This is a genomic window from Mycobacterium gordonae, from assembly GCF_001417955.2.
Lineage (GTDB): Bacteria > Actinomycetota > Actinomycetes > Mycobacteriales > Mycobacteriaceae > Mycobacterium > Mycobacterium gordonae_B.
In genome coordinates this window covers 28,893-47,457 of sequence record NZ_LKTM01000320.1, presented here as the reverse complement: position 1 = coordinate 47,457, position 18,565 = coordinate 28,893, and the positions used below count along the sequence as shown (strand labels likewise).

Here is an 18,565-nt window from a genome sequence, read left to right as displayed (position 1 = left end):
CTGCCGCCGGAGCCGCGGGTCCGGCCGGCGGCGGTGGGGGCGCCCCCGCCGGTTAGTCAGCCCGGGGGCGTCTCCCGGTTGCCCACCGCGGACCCGACGGCCTCGCCGAGCGACGCGAACCCGCCTTCGTGCAACCGGCGGGCGATTCCGTCGTGAATCTCCTTGGCCCACAGGCCTCCGCCGTAAATGAAGCCGGTGTAGCCCTGCAGCAGCGAGGCGCCCGCGGTGATGCGCTCCCAGGCGTCGTCTGCGGTCTCGATGCCGCCCACGCTGATCAACACCAGGCGATCGCCGACCCGGTCGTGAAGCCGGCGCAGAATCTGCACGGCGCGACGGGCCACCGGTGGTCCGGAGATTCCGCCGGCGCCCAGCGCGTCGACGCCGGGAGTCCGCAGGCCGTCGCGCGAGACGGTGGTATTGGTCGCCACGATGCCCGCCAGGCCCAGTTCGACGGCCAGGTCGGCGATCTCGTCGACGTCCGAGTCGGTTAGATCCGGGGCGATCTTGACCAGCACCGGTGTGCCGGACGCTTCGGCCAGGACGCCGGACAGGATCGGCCGCAGCGACTCGACTGCCTGCAGGTCGCGCAGTCCGGGAGTGTTCGGCGAACTGACGTTCACCACCAAGTACGACGCCAGCGGCGCCAATAGCCTTGCGCTCCAACGATAATCGTTGACCGCGTCCTCCGGTGGGGTCTTCTTGGTCTTGCCGATGTTGACGCCCAGGGGGATGTCGGGGACGTGTTGTGCGAGCCGTGCCGCCAGGGCGCCCGCGCCGTGATTGTTGAAGCCCATCCGGTTCAGCAACGCCCGGTCCTCGGGCAGCCGGAACAAGCGCGGCGCCGGATTTCCCGGTTGCGCGTAGGCGGTCACGGTGCCGATCTCGGCGTACCCGAAACCCATTGCGCCCCAAACGGACAAGCCGGTTCCGTCTTTGTCGAAGCCGGCGGCCAGCCCCAGTGGTCCGGGGAAGTGGACGCCGAACACCGTGCTGGCCAGCGCCGGGTCGGTCGGTCCCAGCCACCGGCCCATCCGTCGGCGCACCGGCCCCGCCGCCGTGGCGCCGCGCAACCCCGCGAAGACCAGGGTGTGGGCGCGCTCAGCCGGCACCGCGAACAGCAGGCTGCGCAGCAGCCCGTAGGGCGACGTCACGATCCCGGCTGCTCAGACAACCGGTTCTCCATACGAGTCTTCTTGCGGCGCAGCAATACTCGCCTGCTTCCATCGGTATAGAGCCGGACCCTGGTCAACTCCCAGCCGCGGTACTCGGCCTCGATGGACAGCCGGGTGGACGCGCTGAGCCGGGTGACGTCCGGCGGTAGCCGCAACGGCACCCACTCGTACTCGTCGGACATGTCGGCTTCCCAGCCCGCCGGTAGCCGGCTCCACCGTGGCGCGGGCCCCGGGTTCACGGCCTGCCTCCCGCATGCTCGATGGTCTGCACCCCCGCACCCGACCCCGACACCACGTACAAGGTGTCCGACGCCTCGTCGAAGGCCAGGGAGTTCGGTTGCTGCACGGTTGGGTAACGCACCTTTTCCACGGGTATTCCGGTGCTCAGATCGTAACCAATGACGGTGTTGGTTGCCGTTTGGGACACCCAGGCCAGTTCGCGGGACCCCGCCAGGCCGTAGGGCGCCTGCCGTACCGGGAAGGCCTGGCGCAGGATCAGAGGGTCGACCCCGTACACCAGCAGTTGGCCCCCACGGGTGTCGGCGACCAGAACCCGGCCCTGACGGTCGGCGGCCAGGGTGGTGGCGCCTTCGCCGGCCCGCAACGACTGCGCGGCGCGGCCGTCGGCGCCGATAGTGGTCACCGAGGTCTGCCCGCGATCCAGCACCACTGTTGTGTTCCCTTGAGCCGCAAGGGCATCGACGCGCGCAAAGATCTTGTTGCGGTTGGCCACCGTCCCGTCGGGGGCCAGCGAGTACACCGCCCCGTCCGCGCTGCCCAAAACCAGCCTGCCGTCGGCGCGGCGCGCGATGGCGGTGAAGTCCTGACCGCCGGAGACCGTCGTCCCGGCGCACTGGCCGGTGGCCAGGTTGACCGTGACGTAGCCGCCGCGCCCCGCCACGTAGACCGTGCCCTGCCCGTCGCCGGTCACCGCGGTGGCAGGCCCCGGCAAGGTGATCACCCGCGCCGCGCCCTGCGCACCCAGCACGGTGATGCTGGCCGGTCCCGCCGCGTCGACGGCAGGGGACAGGACCACCAGTTGCCGGGAGCCGGCGTCGAACAATGCGCCCTGCGGGCGACCCCCCAGCGGCCGCACCATGCCCGCGGGGTTCTGGGCGGGAGGCGAGACCGCCGGCTGGGCGGGTTCGATTGTGGGCGGTGCGGACTCGAGCGGGTTCGATGAACACCCCGAGACGGGCGCTGCCAGGGCGAGCAAACTCACAACTACGACAAGGCGCTTGTGAAGCGCAGTCAGGCGTGCTGTCAGCAACTCTTTTCTCCCGTATCTTGCAGACGCATATCAAACTCTAAGGAACGTTATCGCGCTCAATTTCGCCATGTTCGCCGTGTAAACCGGTGCAGCGGAGGTATTCTCACCGCATGACCGTCACCGATGACCGGCCTACCGCAGACCAGGAGTTTGCTGTCGAGGACATGACTCCCGGCATTTTCGCCAGCGGTTATGGACACGTCGGAGATGGGCGCACTTTTTCCTTTCACATCGAACACCGGTCACTCGTCGTAGAAATTTACCGGCCGCGCCTGGTGGCGCCGGTTCCCCAGGCCGAAGACGTCGTCGCACGCGCTGTTCGCGGCGTTCGCGACATCGACCTCACCGATGAGCGCAGCCTAGCCGCTGCGGTGCGCGACGCGGTGGCCCGCGCGGTGCCCGTCTCGCGCTAGCGCACGCGCAGCCCGGCAGCCCGAACGGGTACGGTCGTCGTCGTGTCTGCGGTAGCACCGATGTCCTGGGGGCAAGTCGTCGTCTTGTCCGTGGTGCAGGGTCTGACCGAGTTTCTGCCGGTCTCCTCCTCCGGGCACCTGAACATCGTGTCGCGGGTCTTCTTCAGCGCCGACGCCGGCGCGTCGTTCACCGCGGTGAGCCAGCTCGGCACCGAGGCCGCGGTCCTGGTCTACTTCGCCCGCGACATCGTGCGCATTCTGCGCGCCTGGTTCAACGGCCTGTTCGTCAAGTCGCACCGCGACGCCGACTACCGGCTCGGCTGGTACGTCATCATCGGCACCATTCCAATCTGTGTGCTCGGGCTGCTCTTCAAGGAGGTCATCCGTTCCGAGGTGCGCAACCTGTGGGTGGTCGCCACCGCGATGGTGGTGTTCTCGGCGGTGATCGCGCTCGCCGAGTACGTCGGGCGCCGCAACCGCGACATCGAGCAGCTGAACTGGCGCGACGCCGTCGTCGTCGGCAGCGCCCAGTGCCTGGCACTGGTGCCGGGGGTGTCGCGTTCGGGTTCGACGATCAGCGCGGGACTGTTTCTCGGACTGGAACGCGAACTGGCCGCTCGCTTCGGTTTCCTGCTGGCCATCCCGGCGGTGTTCGCCTCGGGGTTTTTCTCCCTGCCGGACGCGTTCAAGCCGGTCACCGAAGGGATGAGCGCCACCGGCCCGCAACTGCTGGTATCCATCCTGATCGCGTTCGTCATCGGCTTGGCGGCGGTGACGTGGTTCCTGCGTTTCCTGGTCCGGCACAACATGTTCTGGTTCGTCGGGTACCGCGTCATCGTCGGCAGCGCGGTACTGATCCTGCTGGCGACGGGGACGGTCGCGGCGACATGACTGTCCTGCTGTTGCGGCACGGCCGGTCCACCTCCAATACCGCGGGCACATTGGCCGGCCGGTCGGAGGGCGTCGACCTCGATGACAAGGGCCGCGAGCAGGCGGCCGGCCTGATCGACCGGATCGGTGACCTGCCCATCCGCGCGGTGGTGTCCTCGCCGCTGTTGCGGTGCCGTCGCACCGTCGAACCCCTGGCGCAGGCGCTGTGTGTCGAGCCCGTAATCGAGGATCAGCTCGCCGAGGTCGACTACGGCGAATGGACCGGCCGCAAGCTCAGCGAGTTGGTCAACGAACCGTTGTGGCGGGTGGTGCAGGCACACCCGAGCGCCGCGGTGTTTCCCGGCGGTGAGGGCCTGGCGCAGGTTCAGGCCCGCGCCGTGGCGGTGGTGCGCGAGCACGATCGGCGACTGAGCGAGGAGTTCGGCGGCGACGTGCTGTGGGTGGCCTGCACCCACGGCGACGTGATCAAGTCGTTGATCGCCGATGCGTACGGCATGCACCTGGACAGCTTCCAGCGAGTCAACGCCGATCCCGCCTCGGTGAGTGTGATCCGTTACACCCCATTGCGACCATTTGTGCTGCACGTCAACCACACCGGTTCGCGTCTGTCGGCCGGCCTGCGTGCCGCACCCGCACCCGCGCCGGCCGAGGCCAAGGAGCAGCCGTCCGGCGACGCAGTGGTCGGCGGGTCAACCGACTGAGCCTTTCGGCGCGAACGTGCACTCCGGCACGCCGACACGCCGAAGATTCCGTACAACCGCGCACCTTCGCGGGGCGGCCAACGGAGTACGAGTAGTACGCCGGGGTCAGCTGCACGGTATTTTGGAAGTGCCATGGCCCGCGCAATCCACGTATTCCGTACACCCGACCGCTTCGTGGCCGGGACCGTCGGGCAGCCCGGAAACCGCACGTTCTACATCCAGGCGGTGCACGACGCCCGGGTCGTCTCGGTGGTCCTGGAGAAGCAGCAGGTCGCGGTCCTGGCCGAACGTATCGGCGCGCTGCTGCTCGAAGTGAACCGCCGATTCGGCACCCCCGTGCCGCCGGAGCCCACCGAGGTCGATGACCTCAGTCCGCTGATCATGCCCGTCGACGCCGAATTCCGGGTCGGGACAATGGGGCTCGGCTGGGATTCGGAGGCCCAGACGGTGGTCGTGGAACTCCTGGCCGTCACCGATGCGGAGTTCGACGCCTCGGTGGTGCTCGACGACACCGACGAGGGCCCCGACGCGGTGCGGGTGTTCCTGACTCCGGAGTCGGCACGACAGTTCGCCACCCGGTCCAACCGCGTCATCTCGGCCGGCCGCCCGCCCTGCCCGTTGTGCGAGGAACCGCTGGATCCCGAAGGGCACATCTGCGCACGCACCAACGGCTATCGGCGCGAGGCGCTCTTCGGGTCCAGCGATGACGTCGAGGAATGACCGACACGAGGCGCTGCGCGACGGCGAGCTGACTGTCCTGGGGCGGATCCGTTCGGCGAGCAACGCCACCTTCCTGTGCGAGGCAGCGCTGGGCTCCCAGAGCGTGCACTGCGTCTACAAACCCGTCTCCGGCGAGCAACCACTGTGGGACTTTCCCGACGGTACGCTGGCCGGCCGTGAACTCGCGGCGTATCTGGTGTCCCGGCAACTTGGCTGGAACATAGTGCCGCACACCATCATTCGCGACGGACCGGCGGGTCCGGGCATGTTGCAGCTGTGGGTGCAGCAACCGGGTGACGCCGCGGACTCCGATCCGCGGCCGGGTCCCGACCTGGTCGATCTGTTCCCGACCGGCAAACCCCAGCCCGGCTACCTGCCGGTGCTGCGCGCCTACGACTACGCCGGCGACGAGGTCGTCCTGATGCACGCCGACGACGGCCGGCTGCGCCGGATGGCGGTGTTCGACATCCTCGTCAACAACGCCGACCGTAAGGGTGGACACATCCTCGACGGTCTCGACGGCAACGTCTATGGCGTCGACCACGGGGTCAGCCTGCACGTCCAGGACAAATTGCGCACCGTGCTGTGGGGGTGGGCGGGCAAGCCCATCGACGACTCCACCATGGAGCCCGTGGCCGAGCTGGCCGCCGCCCTGCGCGGCCCGTTGGCCGCCGAGCTCAGAGGCCTGATCACGAGCGCTGAGATCGCGGCGCTGATCCGTCGTACCCAGGCGTTGCTCGAGGACCCGGTGATGCCCGGACCCAACCGCAGCCGCCCCATTCCCTGGCCGGCGTTCTGAGCCGGCGTCCGCCGTCGGCGATACTGGGGCGGTGAACCCGGCCGCGCGTGACCTGACCGATGCCGCGCTGGCCGCCGACCTCGCCGCCGAGGCGGGGGAGTTGCTGCTCAAAGTGCGCGACGAGGTCGGCTTCGACTACCCGTGGGAACTCGGCGACGCCGGAGACCGCCTGGCGAACGCCCTGATCCTGCGCCGACTGCAGGCCGAGCGGCCCGGAGACGCGGTGCTCAGCGAGGAGGCGCACGACGATCTGGTCCGGCTCAAGTCCGACCGGGTGTGGATCGTCGACCCGCTGGACGGCACCCGCGAGTTCTCCACCCGCGGGCGCGACGACTGGGCGGTACATATCGCGCTGTGGCAGCGTCCCGGCAATGGCCGGCGGCAGATCACCGACGCCGCGGTCTCGCTGCCGGCCCGCGGCAACATCGTCTACCGCAGCGACACCGTCACCGCGAGCGCTGCACCCGTCGGCGTCCCCGGCGTCATCCGGATCGCGGTCAGCGCCACCCGGCCGCCGGCGATCCTCTACCGCATCCGGCAGATCCTCGACATCGAACTGGTGCGCATCGGCTCGGCAGGCGCGAAGGCCATGGCGATCATCGACGGGGTCGCCGACGCCTACCTGCACGCCGGGGGCCAGTGGGAATGGGATTCGGCCGCGCCGGCGGGCGTGGTGCAGGCCGCGGGGATGCACGTGTCGCGTCTGGACGGGTCGCCGATGATGTACAACCAGCTCGACCCGTACCTGCCCGACTTCGTGATGTGCCGCGCCGAACTGGCGCCGATTCTGCTGGACGCCATCCGGGAGTCATGGTGGTGATCGGGGACATCGGGTGTGCGCCCACGGCGGAAAATCCGCTCGATTCCCGCGGCACACGCACCCGCGAAGCAGTGGGCGCACACCCATTGCGCGGGGCGCATCGTCACCGGGCCTAAAGTCGACGCATGCGGTCGTGGTCTTCTCCGCCGGTCCCGGCGTTGCCCGGACGCGGCCCCGAATTGCGGCTCTACGACACCGCCGACCGGCAGATCCGTCCCGTTACCCCCGGCCGCAAGGCCACGATGTACGTCTGCGGCATCACACCGTACGACGCAACGCATCTCGGCCACGCCGCCACTTACCTGACCTTCGACCTCATCCACCGCCTGTGGCTGGATCTCGGCCATGACGTGCAATACGTGCAGAACGTCACCGACGTCGACGATCCGCTGTTCGAACGTGCCGACCGCGACGGAGTCGACTGGCGCGAACTGGCCGACCGGGAGGTCGCGCTGTTCCGCGAGGACATGACGGCGCTGCGGGTGCTGCCGCCGCACGAGTACGTCGGTGCCACCGAGGCGATCCCGGAAATGGTGGAGCTCGTCGAAAAGATGGTCGCCTCCGGGGCGGCCTACGTCGTCGACGGCGAATATCCGGACGTCTACTACCGGGCCGACGCCACCGTGCAGTTCGGCTACGAATCGGGCTACGACCGCGAAACCATGCTGGACCTGTTCGAACAGCGTGGTGGTGATCCGCACCGCCCCGGCAAGACCGACGGACTCGACGCGCTGCTGTGGCGCGTCAACCGGCCCGGGGAGCCCAGCTGGCCGTCCCCGTTCGGAGCCGGTCGCCCGGGCTGGCACGTCGAATGCGCTGCCATCGCGCTCAGCCGGATCGGCAGCGAAGTCGACATCCAGGGCGGCGGCAGCGACCTGATCTTCCCGCACCACGAGTTCACCGCCGCCCATGCCGAATGTGTCAGTGGAGAGCGCAGATTCGCCCGCCACTACGTGCACGCCGGGATGATCGGCTGGGAAGGGCACAAGATGTCCAAGAGCCGGGGCAACCTGGTGCTGGTGTCGCAATTGCGCTCCCAGGGCGTCGACCCGTCGGCGGTGCGGCTGGGTCTGCTCGCCGGGCATTACCGGGCCGACCGGTCCTGGAGCCGGCAGGTGCTCGACGAGGCGCACACCCGCCTGGACCGCTGGCGTACCGCGACCTCGCTGCCCGCCGCACCCGACGCCACCGACGTGCTGGCCCGGGTCCGCCGCTACCTGGCCGACGACCTCGACACACCGAAAGCGATTGCGGCGCTTGATGGTTGGACGACGGACGCGCTGGAATACGGCGGCCACGACGAGATGGCCCCCGGGTTGGTGGCCACCGCCGTCGACGCGCTGCTGGGAATCGGCCTGTAAGCCTGCGGTGGTACCTTTTGCGCCATGACATCGGTGCAGGACAAGGTCGTTTTCATCACCGGCGCCGGGCGCGGTATCGGCGCCGAGGTCGCCCGCAGGCTGCATAACAAGGGTGCCAAGCTCGTCCTGACCGACCTCGGCGAAGCCGAGCTCAAGTCGATCGCAGCCGAACTCGGCGGAGACGGACGCGTGCTGACCGTCGTCGCCGACGTGCGTGACCTGAAAGCCATGCAGGCCGCCGCGGACCAGGCCGTCGAGAAGTTCGGCGGCATCGACGTGGTGGTCGCCAACGCCGGCATCGCCAGCTACGGCTCGGTGCTCACCGTCGATCCCGAGGCGGCCAAGCGGGTCATCGATGTCAACTTGATGGGCGTCTTCTATACCGTGCGCGCCACGCTGCCCTCGATCATCGACCGCCGCGGCTACGTGCTGATCGTCTCGTCGCTGGCCGCCTACGCCGCCGCTCCGGGGATGGTGCCCTACGACATGTCCAAGGCGGGCAACGAACATCTGGCCAACGCGCTGCGGCTGGAGGTGGCCCATCTGGGCGTCAGCGTCGGGTCGGCCCACATGGCCTGGATCGACACCGCCCTGGTGCGCGACACCAAGAGCGACCTGCCGGCCTTCACCGAGCTGCTCTCCAAACTGCCTCCGCCGCTGAACCGGACCACCTCGGTCAACAAGTGCGCGGCGGCGTTCGTCAAGGGCATCGAGGGACGCAAGACGCGGGTGTACTGCCCAGGTTGGGTGGCGGTGATGCGCTGGATCAAGCCGGTCCTGTCGACCAGGCTTGGCGAGTCCGCGGTGCTCGAGACCGCGGCCGAGATCATGCCCAAGATGGACGCCCAGGTTCTCGCGCTCGGCCGCTCCACCAGCGCGTACACCCAGGAGCTGGAGAAGTAGCAGCCGGCGTGAAAGTCGTCGTTTGCGGCGCGGGCATCGCCGGGCTGGCCACCGCGGAACGTATGTCCTCCCTCGGCGCCGAGGTGGTGCTACTGGAACGCGCATCTGGTCCCCGCGCCCACGGCTACCTGATCGACTTCTTCGGTGCCGGCTTTGACGCGGCCGAGGCGATCGGCGTGCTGCCGGCCATCCGGGATGCCGGCTACAACTTCGACGAGGCCGGCCTGGTCGACGACCAGGGCCGCCGCCGCGCCGCCGTGTCATACGTCAAGATCGACCGGGCGCTGCGCGGCCGCCTGGTCAGCGTGATGCGCCCCGACCTGGAAAAGATCCTCGTCGACAACCTGCCCGACGGCGTCGAGTTGCGATACGGAGCAACGGTCACCGGCATCGAGGATCACGGCGACGGCGTGACCGTGACACTGGACGGCGGGGAAACGCTGGATGCCGATCTGCTGATAGGCGCCGACGGAATCCACTCGACCGTGCGTTCTCTGGTGTTCGGCGACGAAGCGGACTACGTCCGCTACCTCGGATTCCACACCGCCGCTTTCGTTTTCGACGCTCCCGCCATCCGCGAGGCGGCCGGCGACGACGTCGCCCTGACTGACACCATGGATCGGCAGATCGGCTTCTTCGCGTTGCGCAACGGGAAGGTGGCCGTTTTCGCCGTGCACCGCGCGCCGGATCGGCAACTGCCCGCGGACACCCGGGCGGCAATACGGGACACCTACGCGGACATGGGCTGGGTGGTGCCCGAGGCATTGCAGCGCTGCCCACCCCCAAAAGAGATCTACTACGACGAGGTCGCCCAGGTCGTCATGCCGCGGTGGCGCAAGAACCGGGTGGTGCTGATCGGTGACGCCTGCTCAGCGGTGTCGCTGTTGGCCGGTCAGGGCGCCTCGCTGGCCGTAGGCGCCGCCTACGTGCTGGCCGAGCAGTTCCGCCGCACGTCATCGGTGGACCGGGCGCTGGATTTCTACGAACAGCTGTGGCGCCCGGAGATCGAGTACACGCAGAAAGCGGCGCGCGACGCGGCCAACCGATACCTGCCGTCGTCGCCTTTTCAGCTGTGGAAACGCCGCACCATGTTGCGGCTGGGATGGCTTCGATCGGTTAACCGGCGGATCACCGCAGCCATGGTCGGCCCGCCGTCACCCGTGGTCGCCATGTTGCGCACCGGCTCGGAGGAGCTTCCTCCACCCTGAACGTCCGCAAAACGCCGCGTATACCGGTCGCCCGGCCGGGTGCCTGGGTCAGAGCCCGAACCCGGGCCGGCGGCGCCGCAGATAACGCTCGAACTCCGCGGCCAACGCGTCGCCGTCGATCTTGCCGAGCGCCTCGTTGACGTCCACCGCGGCGTCGCCGTGCTGCTCGAGGGACTGCACGTACTCGGCCAGCTCCTCGTCGTCGGCGGCCATTTCGGTGATCTCCTGCTCCCACGCCTCGGCCTGGGTCGGCAGATCGCCCAGCGGCACTTCCACATCGAGCACTTCCTCGACGCGCCGCAACAGCGCCACGGTCGCCTTCGGGTTGGGCGGGTGCGAGACGTAGTGCGGCACCGCGGCCCAGAACGTCACGGCGGGGATGCCGGCGGCCACGCAGGCGTACTGGAACACCCCGGCGATGCCCGTCGGGCCCTCATACCGGGTCTCTTCCAGGCCGAACATGCGCGCCGAGTCCGAGGAGTAGGCCGCGCCGGAGACCGGCACCGGCCGGGTGTGCGGCGTGTCGGCCAGCAGCGCCCCGAGTATGACGACGGTGTCGACGTTGAGCTTGTCGATGACCGCCAGCAGCTCGTCGCAGAAGGTACGCCAGCGCATGTTCGGCTCCACGCCGTGCATCAACACCACATCGCGGTCGCTGTCCGGCGGTCGGCAGTGCGAGATACGCATCGCCGGCCACTCCAGCTCCCGGGTGACGCCGTCGACCTGACGGATGACCGGGCGATTGACCTGGTAGTCGTAGTACGCCTCGTCGTCGATCTCGACAATCGGCAGCGCGTCCCAGATCGCGGCCAGGTGGGTCACCGCGTCACTGGCCGCGTCGCCGGCGTCATTCCAGCCCTCGAAAGCCGCGACGACGACGGTGTTGTGCAGCTGGGGCAGCATGTCGTCGTCACCCGGCCCGCGATCCGGCAAAGTCACCCAGTAAGCCTACGGCGTGGTGAAGCGGCGCCAATGCGGGTGTGGCAGTGCCGGAAGCGTCACCATCGTCGACATCGCCGTGGCGGTCGTGCCTGAAGTCCTGCTGGCAACCGTGGTGGCAATCTCGCTGGGCTGCCCGAAACCCGCAGATCCATAGCCCGCCTAAATTTTTTGTGTGACGGCGGCCGGATGTGAAATAGGTCTGGTTGGAATCTCGTTTACCGTGGTAACTACGAGATTGCCGACTAGATTCGCTGGCTGGCGCCCAAGGATGCCGCGTTCGGCGAGCGGGTCGAGTCGATCTGGGCGTCCAGGCGTCGGGTGACGACGTAGACTTTTCTGGTCGAGAGGCGTTGCAACGGATATCCGGTTAACCCGGCATCCGCCACGCTCGGCAGAGTTAAGGACGCCTTCCGCTATGGAAGGAACGTATGTGAGTGCCTCTGACACCGACACCTTCGTGCCGAACATCCGCCCCGACTGCACCGATGAGCTGACGGCCGCGCTAAATCAGCGGATCGTGGTGATCGACGGCGCGATGGGCACGGCGATCCAGCGGGACCGCCCGGACGAGGCCGGCTATCGCGGTGAGCGGTTCAAGGACTGGCCGAGCGATCTGGTCGGAAACAACGACCTGCTCAGCCTGACGCAGCCGCACATCATCGAGGGGATCCACCGCGAGTACCTCGAGGCGGGCGCCGACATTCTGGAGACCAACACGTTCAACGCGAACGCGGTCTCACTCGCCGACTACGACATGCAGGAACTGAGCTACGAGCTCAACTACACCGGCGCCGCGCTGGCCCGCAAGGCCGCCGATGAGTACAGCACTCCGGAGAAGCCCCGCTACGTCGCCGGCGCGCTCGGACCGACGACGCGGACCGCATCGATCTCCCCGGACGTCAACGACCCCGGGGCCCGCAACGTCTCCTACGACCAACTGGTCGCCGCGTACCTCGAAGCCGCCAACGGCCTGGTCGACGGTGGCGCCGACATCATCATCATCGAGACGATCTTCGACTCGCTCAACGCCAAGGCGGCGGTGTTCGCCGTCGAGACCTTGTTCGAGGACCGCGGACGGCGCTGGCCGATCATCATCTCCGGCACCATTACGGACGCGTCCGGACGGACATTGTCCGGTCAGGTCACCGAGGCGTTCTGGAACTCGATCAGGCACGCAAAGCCGCTCGCGGTAGGCCTGAACTGCGCCCTGGGGGCGCCGGAGATGAGGCCCTACATCGCCGAGGTGGCACGAATCGCGGACACCTTCGTCTCCTGCTACCCGAACGCCGGCCTGCCCAACGCCTTCGGTGAGTACGACGAGTCCCCGGAGCGTCAAGCCGGTTACATCGCCGATTTCGCCGAAGCCGGCCTGGTGAACCTGGTCGGTGGTTGCTGCGGCACGACGCCCGCGCACATCGCCGAGATCGCGAAGGTCGTCGAGGGCAAGCCGCAGCGCAAGTTGCCGGAGATCCCGGTGGCCACCCGGCTCTCGGGCCTCGAGCCGCTCAACATCACCGACGACTCCCTGTTCGTGAACATCGGAGAGCGCACCAACATCACCGGTTCGGCCCGGTTCCGCAACCTGATCAAGGCCGAGGACTACGACACCGCCCTGTCGGTCGCCCTGCAGCAGGTCGAGGTCGGTGCACAGGTCATCGACATCAACATGGACGAGGGCATGATCGACGGCGTCGCCGCGATGGACCGGTTCACCAAGCTGATCGCGGCCGAGCCCGACATCAGCCGCGTCCCGGTGATGATCGACTCCTCCAAGTGGGAGGTCATCGAGGCGGGCCTGAAGAACGTGCAAGGCAAGCCGATCGTCAACTCGATCTCCATGAAGGAGGGCGAGGAGAAGTTCATCCGCGAGGCGCGGCTGTGCCGCAAATACGGCGCCGCCGTCGTCGTGATGGCCTTCGACGAGCAGGGGCAGGCGGACAACCTGGAGCGCCGCAAGGAGATCTGCGGGCGCGCCTACCGGATCCTGACCGAAGAAGTCGGTTTCCCACCCGAGGACATCATCTTCGACCCGAACTGCTTCGCGCTGGCGACGGGCATCGAGGAGCATGCGACCTACGGGATCGACTTCATCGAGGCCTGCGCCTGGATCAAGGAGAACCTGCCCGGGGTGCACATCTCCGGCGGTATCTCGAACGTGTCGTTCTCGTTCCGGGGCAACAACCCGGTCCGCGAGGCGATCCATGCGGTGTTCCTGTTCCACGCCATCAAGGCCGGCTTGGACATGGGCATCGTCAACGCGGGTGCGCTGGTGCCCTACGACTCGATCGACCCGGAACTGCGGGAGCGGATCGAGGACGTCGTCCTGAACCGTCGCGAGGACGCGGCCGAGCGTCTGCTGGAGATCGCCGAACGGTTCAACAGCAAGGAGACGACCGATGACGCGGTCGTCCAGGAATGGCGCAACCTCCCGGTCCGCGAGCGGATCACCCACGCCCTGGTCAAGGGCATCGACGCCCACGTTGACGCCGACACCGAGGAACTGCGCGCCGAGATCGCCGGCGCGGGCGGCCGCCCGATCGAGGTGATCGAGGGCCCGCTGATGGACGGCATGAACGTCGTCGGTGACCTCTTCGGCTCCGGCAAGATGTTCCTGCCCCAGGTCGTGAAGTCGGCCCGGGTGATGAAAAAGGCTGTCGCCTACCTGCTGCCGTTCATCGAGGCGGAGAAGGAAGAATCCAACGTCACCACGAAGGACACCAACGGCACGATCGTGATGGCGACGGTGAAGGGCGACGTCCACGACATCGGCAAGAACATCGTCGGGGTCGTCCTGCAGTGCAACAACTACGAAGTGATCGACCTCGGGGTGATGGTGCCCGCGAGCAAGATCCTGGACGCGGCGAAGGAGCACAACGCCGACATCATCGGGCTGTCCGGCCTGATCACCCCGTCCCTGGACGAGATGGTCAACTTCGCCGTCGAAATGGAACGCGAGGGCCTGGAGATCCCGCTGCTGATCGGTGGCGCGACCACCTCGCGGGCCCACACGGCGGTCAAGGTGGCGCCGCGTCGTAGCGGTCCGGTGGTCTGGGTCAAAGACGCTTCCCGCTCGGTGCCGGTCGCCGCCGCGCTGCTCGACGACAAGCAGCGTCCAGCCCTACTGGAGGCCACCGAGAAGGACTACGCATCGCTTCGCGAGCGGCACGCCCAGAAGAACGAGCGGCCGATGTTGCCGGTCGGGAAGGCCCGCGCGAATCGGACGCCGATCGAATGGGACGGCTACACGCCGCCGGTGCCCGCTCAGGGGCTCGGCGTTCGGGAGTTTCACGACTACGACCTGGCCGAGTTGCGCGAGTACATCGACTGGCAGCCGTTCTTCAACGCCTGGGAGATGAAGGGCCGGTTCCCCGACATCCTCAACAACCCGGCCACCGGCGAGGCTGCCCGCAAGCTGTACGACGACGCCCAGGAGATGCTCGACACCCTGATCAAGGAGAAGTGGCTGACCGCCAACGGGGTGATCGGGTTCTTCCCCGCGAACGCGGTCGGTGACGACATCGAGGTCTACACCGACGACACCCGCACCGAGGTGCTGACCACGTTGCACAACCTGCGCCAGCAGGGTGAGCACCGCGAGGGCATCCCGAACCGGTCGCTGGGCGACTTCATCGCACCGAAAGACACCGGCCTGGCCGACTACGTCGGCGCCTTCGCCGTCACCTCGGGCCTCGGCAGCCAGGAGAAGATCGCGGAGTTCAAGGCAGCCATCGACGACTACAACGCGATTCTGCTGGAGTCGATCGCCGACCGGCTGGCAGAGGCGTTCGCCGAACGGATGCACCAACGGGTCCGCAAGGAGTTCTGGGGATTCCAGCCGGACGAGGAGTTGGACAACGAGGCGCTGATCGGTGAGAAGTACCGGGGGATCCGCCCTGCCCCCGGCTACCCGGCCTGCCCGGAGCACACCGAGAAGGCGACGCTGTGGAAGTTGATGGACGTCCAGGAGCGGACCGGTATCGAGCTGACGGAGTCGATGGCGATGTGGCCCGGTGCCGCCGTCAGCGGCTGGTACTTCTCGCACCCGCAGTCGCAGTACTTCGTGGTCGGCAGGATCGCGCAGGACCAGGTCGCCGATTACGCGAAGCGCAAGGGCTGGACCATGCAGGAAGCCGAGCGCTGGCTCGCCCCCAACCTCGGCTACAACCCGGAGGACTGAGCCCTACCCGCGGCCGGTTGCGCCGACGTCTGAAACAATCGCTGGTCGTGAAGACCTTCGAGGAGCTGTTCGCCCAACTCGGTGAACGTGCCCGGACCCGGCCGGCCGGCAGCGCCACCGTCGCCGCGTTGGACGCGGGCGTGCACACACTGGGCAAGAAGATCCTGGAGGAGGCCGGCGAGGTGTGGCTGGCCGCCGAGCACGAACCCGACGAGGCGTTGGCCGAGGAGATCAGCCAGTTGCTGTACTGGACGCAGGTGCTGATGATCTCCCGCGGGCTGTCACTCGACGACATCTACCGGAAGCTGTGAGCATGTTGCGCATCGCGGTGCCCAACAAGGGCGCGCTGAGCGAACCGGCCAGCGAGATCCTCTCCGAGGCCGGCTACCGCCGTCGCACCGATCCCAAAGACCTCACCGTCATCGACCCGCTCAACAACGTCGAGTTCTTCTTCCTCCGGCCCAAAGACATCGCCATCTATGTCGGGTCCGGGGAACTCGACTTCGGGATCACCGGACGGGATCTGGCGCTGGATTCCGATGCGCCGGTTCGCGAGCGGCTGGCGTTGGGCTTCGGGTCCTCCAAATTCCGTTACGCCGGACCGGCCGGGCGGGACTGGACTGTCGGCGACCTGGCGGGCAAACGGATCGCCACCGCCTATCCCAATTTGGTACGAAAAGACCTGGCCGCTAAAGGGATTGACGCCACAGTGATCAGGCTCGACGGCGCGGTGGAGATTTCGGTGCAACTCGGGGTCGCCGACGCCATCGCCGATGTCGTGGGATCGGGCCGCACGCTGAGCCTGCACGATCTGGTTGCCTTCGGGGAGCCGCTGTGTGATTCGGAGGCGGTGTTGATCGAACGCGCGCAGGACCACACCAGCGCGGCCCGCGACCAATTGGTGGCCCGGGTGCAGGGCGTCGTTTTCGGCCAGCAGTACCTGATGCTCGACTACGACTGCCCGCGTTCGGCGCTGGACCAGGCCACGTCGATCACGCCGGGACTCGAGTCGCCGACGATCGCGCCGCTGGCCGACCCGGACTGGGTTGCCGTGCGCGCGCTGGTGCCGCGCCGCGGCGTCAACGGCATCATGGACGAACTCGCCGCCATCGGAGCCAAAGCGATCCTGGCATCCGACATCAGGTTCTGCCGTTTCTGACCCTGTGCCTCAGCCGTAGCTGTGTTAGCGTCCCGCTGGGACAGCTGTGATGGGTAAGGGCTTTCCCGTTATCGTCGCCAGGCTGTACGTCTGTCCCAGGAGGGATCGCTGTGACGCAGGTTCTCGTTCTTCTTCTCGCTCTGTTGATCGGTGTCGTCGCCGGGTTGCGGTCGCTGACCGCTCCGGCCGCGGTCTCCTGGGCGGTCTTCCTCAGCTGGCTCAATCTGCACGGCACCTGGGCGTCCTGGGTGGGAAACCTGGTGACGGTGGTGATCCTGAGCCTGCTTGCGGTCGCGGAACTGGTGAACGACAAGCTGCCCAAGACGCCGCCGCGCACCGCCCCGCCGGTCTTCGCCGTCCGCCTCATCATGGGTGGGTTCGCCGCGGCGGTCATCGGCACCGCCTGGGGACACAAGTGGGCTGCGCTGGGCGCCGGAATCGTCGGCGCGGTGCTCGGCACGATAGGAGGATTCCAGGCTCGCCGCGCGCTGGTCGCCAAGAACGGCGGCCATGACCTGCCGATCGCGCTGCTGGAGGACGCCGTCGCGGTGCTGGGCGCGTTCGCCATCGTCGCTGCGGCAGCCGCACTGTGACAGAAACCCGGCGATTCGACGCAATCGTCGTCGGGGCCGGTCAGGCTGGACCGCCGCTCGCAGGCCGGCTCAGCGCTGCAGGGCAGCGGGTCGCGGTCATCGAGCGCCAGCACGTCGGCGGCACCTGCGTCAACTACGGCTGCATCCCGACCAAGACGCTGGTCGCCAGTGCGCACGCCGCACACCTGGCACGTCGGGGCGCCGAGTACGGCGTCGGGACCGGGCCGGTCACCGTCGACATGGCGAAAGTCAAGGCCCGCAAAGACGACATCATGCTCAAGGACCGCCACGGCGTCGAAAAATGGTTGGACGGCATGGACGGCACCACCTTCTTTCGCGGGCACGCCCGCTTCGAGGACCCGCACACCATCAGGGTCGGTGACGAGCTGCTCCGGGCCGACCGGATCTTCCTCAACGTCGGCGGCCGGGCGGTCATACCGAGCATTCCCGGCCTCGACGAGGTCGACTACCTGACCAACGTGACGATCATGGATCTCGACACGGTGCCCGAGCATCTCGTCGTGGTGGGCGGAAGCTACATCGCGCTGGAGTTCGCCCAGATGTACCGCAGGTTCGGTGCGCGCGTCACCGTCGTCGAGCGGGGGCCCCGCCTCGCCTCACGGGAGGACGAGGACGTCTCGGCCACCATCCGGGAGATCCTGGAGGGTGAAGGTATCGACGTCGTCACCGGTGCTGACGATGTGCGGATTGCCAAGACCGATAAGGGTTTTGAGCTCACACCGGCTTCCGGGGTGGAGCCCGTCGCGGGCAGCCACCTGCTGCTGGCGGTGGGGCGACAGCCGAACACCGACGACCTGGGCCTGGCGGCGGCCGGCGTGGAAACTGACGCCCGGGGCTACATCGTGGTCGACGATCAGCTCAAGACCAACGTCGACCACATCTGGGCACTCGGTGACTGCAACGGCAAAGGCGCCTTCACCCACACCTCCTACAACGATTTCGAGATCGTCGCGGCCAATCTGCTCGATGACGATCCGCGCCGGGTCAGTGACCGCATCACCACCTATGCGCTCTACATCGACCCGCCGCTGGGGCGGGCGGGCATGACCGTCGAGCAGGCCCGTGCCGCCGGCCACAAGGTGCTGGTAGGCAAGCGGCCGATGACACGTGTCGGGCGAGCGGTCGAAAAGGGTGAAACGCAAGGGTTTATGAAGGTCGTCGTCGACGCCGACACCGACGAGATCCTGGGTGCCGCCATTTTCGGCGTAGGTGGCGACGAGGCCGTGCACTGCGTACTGGACGTGATGTCGGCGAAGGCGCCCTACACGACGCTGTCGCGCACCATGCACATCCATCCCACGGTCAGTGAGCTGATTCCCACGGTGCTGCAGGAGATGTCACCGCTCGACTGATTCTCCATCGTTTGATGGACATCGCCTCACGCAAACGAAGTGCTTTGCCCGGCAATCAAATCG

General features: G+C 67.7%; 19 protein-coding genes. 15 read left to right on the top strand and 4 right to left on the bottom strand.

Annotated elements, in window-relative coordinates; all coding sequences use genetic code 11:
- Positions 1 to 56 precede the first annotated feature (56 nt).
- From AO501_RS22115 to AO501_RS22105, 3 genes are read right to left on the bottom strand one after another with little or no spacing between them, the layout of a single operon-like run.
- Complete coding sequence (locus AO501_RS22115) at positions 57 to 1,151, bottom strand: quinone-dependent dihydroorotate dehydrogenase (protein WP_156452732.1); 1,095 nt, start codon at positions 1,149 to 1,151, stop codon at positions 57 to 59.
- A complete protein-coding gene (locus tag AO501_RS22110; protein WP_055579753.1) occupies positions 1,148 to 1,354 on the bottom strand; it encodes a DUF5703 family protein in 207 nt (68 codons plus the stop codon). Before AO501_RS22110 ends, AO501_RS22115 begins: the two co-directional genes overlap by 4 nt.
- A 53-nt stretch (positions 1,355 to 1,407) precedes the next feature.
- Positions 1,408 to 2,442, bottom strand: a complete 1,035-nt coding sequence (locus tag AO501_RS22105) for a YncE family protein (RefSeq protein WP_055579752.1) — start codon at positions 2,440 to 2,442, stop codon at positions 1,408 to 1,410.
- A 110-nt stretch (positions 2,443 to 2,552) separates the two neighbouring features.
- On the opposite strand from AO501_RS22105, the gene AO501_RS22100 reads away from it, so the two are divergent.
- The 9 genes from AO501_RS22100 (at position 2,553) to AO501_RS22060 (ending at position 10,258) form a co-directional block, all read left to right on the top strand.
- Positions 2,553 to 2,855, top strand: coding sequence for a hypothetical protein (locus tag AO501_RS22100; protein WP_055579751.1), 303 nt, complete (start codon positions 2,553 to 2,555; stop codon positions 2,853 to 2,855).
- A gap of 60 nt (positions 2,856 to 2,915) precedes the next feature.
- Complete coding sequence (locus AO501_RS22095; RefSeq protein ID WP_055579750.1) at positions 2,916 to 3,746, top strand: undecaprenyl-diphosphate phosphatase; 831 nt, start codon at positions 2,916 to 2,918, stop codon at positions 3,744 to 3,746.
- On the top strand, positions 3,743 to 4,447 hold the full coding sequence (locus tag AO501_RS22090) for a histidine phosphatase family protein (RefSeq protein ID WP_055579749.1): 705 nt from the start codon (positions 3,743 to 3,745) through the stop codon (positions 4,445 to 4,447). The genes AO501_RS22095 and AO501_RS22090 overlap by 4 nt, the downstream gene beginning before the upstream one ends.
- A 132-nt stretch (positions 4,448 to 4,579) precedes the next feature.
- The gene (locus tag AO501_RS22085) at positions 4,580 to 5,167 is read left to right on the top strand and encodes a DUF3090 domain-containing protein (protein WP_055579748.1); all 588 of its coding nucleotides are present in this window, start codon (positions 4,580 to 4,582) and stop codon (positions 5,165 to 5,167) included.
- Complete coding sequence (locus AO501_RS22080; protein WP_055579747.1) at positions 5,151 to 5,966, top strand: SCO1664 family protein; 816 nt, start codon at positions 5,151 to 5,153, stop codon at positions 5,964 to 5,966. The genes AO501_RS22085 and AO501_RS22080 overlap by 17 nt, the downstream gene beginning before the upstream one ends.
- A 31-nt stretch (positions 5,967 to 5,997) precedes the next feature.
- Positions 5,998 to 6,786, top strand: a complete 789-nt coding sequence (locus AO501_RS22075; RefSeq protein WP_055579746.1) for a 3'(2'),5'-bisphosphate nucleotidase CysQ — start codon at positions 5,998 to 6,000, stop codon at positions 6,784 to 6,786.
- Positions 6,787 to 6,911: 125 nt separating this feature from the next.
- The gene (mshC, locus tag AO501_RS22070) at positions 6,912 to 8,147 is read left to right on the top strand and encodes a cysteine--1-D-myo-inosityl 2-amino-2-deoxy-alpha-D-glucopyranoside ligase (protein ID WP_055579745.1); all 1,236 of its coding nucleotides are present in this window, start codon (positions 6,912 to 6,914) and stop codon (positions 8,145 to 8,147) included.
- A gap of 24 nt (positions 8,148 to 8,171) precedes the next feature.
- The gene (locus AO501_RS22065) at positions 8,172 to 9,050 is read left to right on the top strand and encodes an SDR family oxidoreductase (protein ID WP_055579744.1); all 879 of its coding nucleotides are present in this window, start codon (positions 8,172 to 8,174) and stop codon (positions 9,048 to 9,050) included.
- A gap of 8 nt (positions 9,051 to 9,058) precedes the next feature.
- On the top strand, positions 9,059 to 10,258 hold the full coding sequence (locus tag AO501_RS22060; RefSeq protein ID WP_055579743.1) for an FAD-dependent monooxygenase: 1,200 nt from the start codon (positions 9,059 to 9,061) through the stop codon (positions 10,256 to 10,258).
- A gap of 48 nt (positions 10,259 to 10,306) precedes the next feature.
- Here AO501_RS22060 and AO501_RS22055 read toward each other — a convergent pair whose 3' ends face one another.
- Positions 10,307 to 11,161: a PAC2 family protein gene (locus AO501_RS22055; RefSeq protein WP_055579759.1), complete on the bottom strand. Its 855-nt coding sequence runs from the start codon at positions 11,159 to 11,161 to the stop codon at positions 10,307 to 10,309.
- 55 nt (positions 11,162 to 11,216) lie between these two features.
- On the opposite strand from AO501_RS22055, the gene AO501_RS37370 reads away from it, so the two are divergent.
- The 6 genes from AO501_RS37370 (at position 11,217) to AO501_RS22030 (ending at position 18,502) form a co-directional block, all read left to right on the top strand.
- On the top strand, positions 11,217 to 11,354 hold the full coding sequence (locus tag AO501_RS37370; RefSeq protein ID WP_156452730.1) for a hypothetical protein: 138 nt from the start codon (positions 11,217 to 11,219) through the stop codon (positions 11,352 to 11,354).
- 261 nt (positions 11,355 to 11,615) lie between these two features.
- Positions 11,616 to 15,377, top strand: coding sequence for a methionine synthase (metH, locus tag AO501_RS22050; RefSeq protein WP_055579742.1), 3,762 nt, complete (start codon positions 11,616 to 11,618; stop codon positions 15,375 to 15,377).
- Positions 15,378 to 15,406: 29 nt separating this feature from the next.
- Positions 15,407 to 15,688, top strand: coding sequence for a phosphoribosyl-ATP diphosphatase (locus AO501_RS22045; protein WP_055579758.1), 282 nt, complete (start codon positions 15,407 to 15,409; stop codon positions 15,686 to 15,688).
- Between the two features lie 2 nt (positions 15,689 to 15,690).
- The gene (gene hisG / locus AO501_RS22040) at positions 15,691 to 16,536 is read left to right on the top strand and encodes an ATP phosphoribosyltransferase (protein WP_055579741.1); all 846 of its coding nucleotides are present in this window, start codon (positions 15,691 to 15,693) and stop codon (positions 16,534 to 16,536) included.
- A gap of 110 nt (positions 16,537 to 16,646) precedes the next feature.
- On the top strand, positions 16,647 to 17,129 hold the full coding sequence (locus AO501_RS22035; RefSeq protein ID WP_055579740.1) for a hypothetical protein: 483 nt from the start codon (positions 16,647 to 16,649) through the stop codon (positions 17,127 to 17,129).
- On the top strand, positions 17,126 to 18,502 hold the full coding sequence (locus tag AO501_RS22030) for an FAD-containing oxidoreductase (protein WP_055579739.1): 1,377 nt from the start codon (positions 17,126 to 17,128) through the stop codon (positions 18,500 to 18,502). Before AO501_RS22035 ends, AO501_RS22030 begins: the two co-directional genes overlap by 4 nt.
- The last annotated feature ends 63 nt before the right edge of the window (positions 18,503 to 18,565 follow it).

Excerpts from the sequence above, each read along its gene's own strand:
- AO501_RS22090 (WP_055579749.1), top strand. The coding sequence starts at position 3,743 with ATGACTGTCCTGCTGTTGCGGCACGGCCGGTCCACCTCCAATACCGCG.
- AO501_RS22065 (WP_055579744.1), top strand. The coding sequence starts at position 8,172 with ATGACATCGGTGCAGGACAAGGTCGTTTTCATCACCGGCGCCGGGCGC.
- AO501_RS22055 (WP_055579759.1), bottom strand. The coding sequence starts at position 11,161 with ATGCTGCCCCAGCTGCACAACACCGTCGTCGTCGCGGCTTTCGAGGGC.
- AO501_RS22080 (WP_055579747.1), top strand. The coding sequence starts at position 5,151 with ATGACGTCGAGGAATGACCGACACGAGGCGCTGCGCGACGGCGAGCTG.
- hisG (WP_055579741.1), top strand. The coding sequence starts at position 15,691 with ATGTTGCGCATCGCGGTGCCCAACAAGGGCGCGCTGAGCGAACCGGCC.
- AO501_RS22110 (WP_055579753.1), bottom strand. The coding sequence starts at position 1,354 with ATGTCCGACGAGTACGAGTGGGTGCCGTTGCGGCTACCGCCGGACGTC.
- AO501_RS22100 (WP_055579751.1), top strand. The coding sequence starts at position 2,553 with ATGACCGTCACCGATGACCGGCCTACCGCAGACCAGGAGTTTGCTGTC.
- mshC (WP_055579745.1), top strand. The coding sequence starts at position 6,912 with ATGCGGTCGTGGTCTTCTCCGCCGGTCCCGGCGTTGCCCGGACGCGGC.
- metH (WP_055579742.1), top strand. The coding sequence starts at position 11,616 with ATGGAAGGAACGTATGTGAGTGCCTCTGACACCGACACCTTCGTGCCG.
- AO501_RS22095 (WP_055579750.1), top strand. The coding sequence starts at position 2,916 with ATGTCCTGGGGGCAAGTCGTCGTCTTGTCCGTGGTGCAGGGTCTGACC.
- AO501_RS22085 (WP_055579748.1), top strand. The coding sequence starts at position 4,580 with ATGGCCCGCGCAATCCACGTATTCCGTACACCCGACCGCTTCGTGGCC.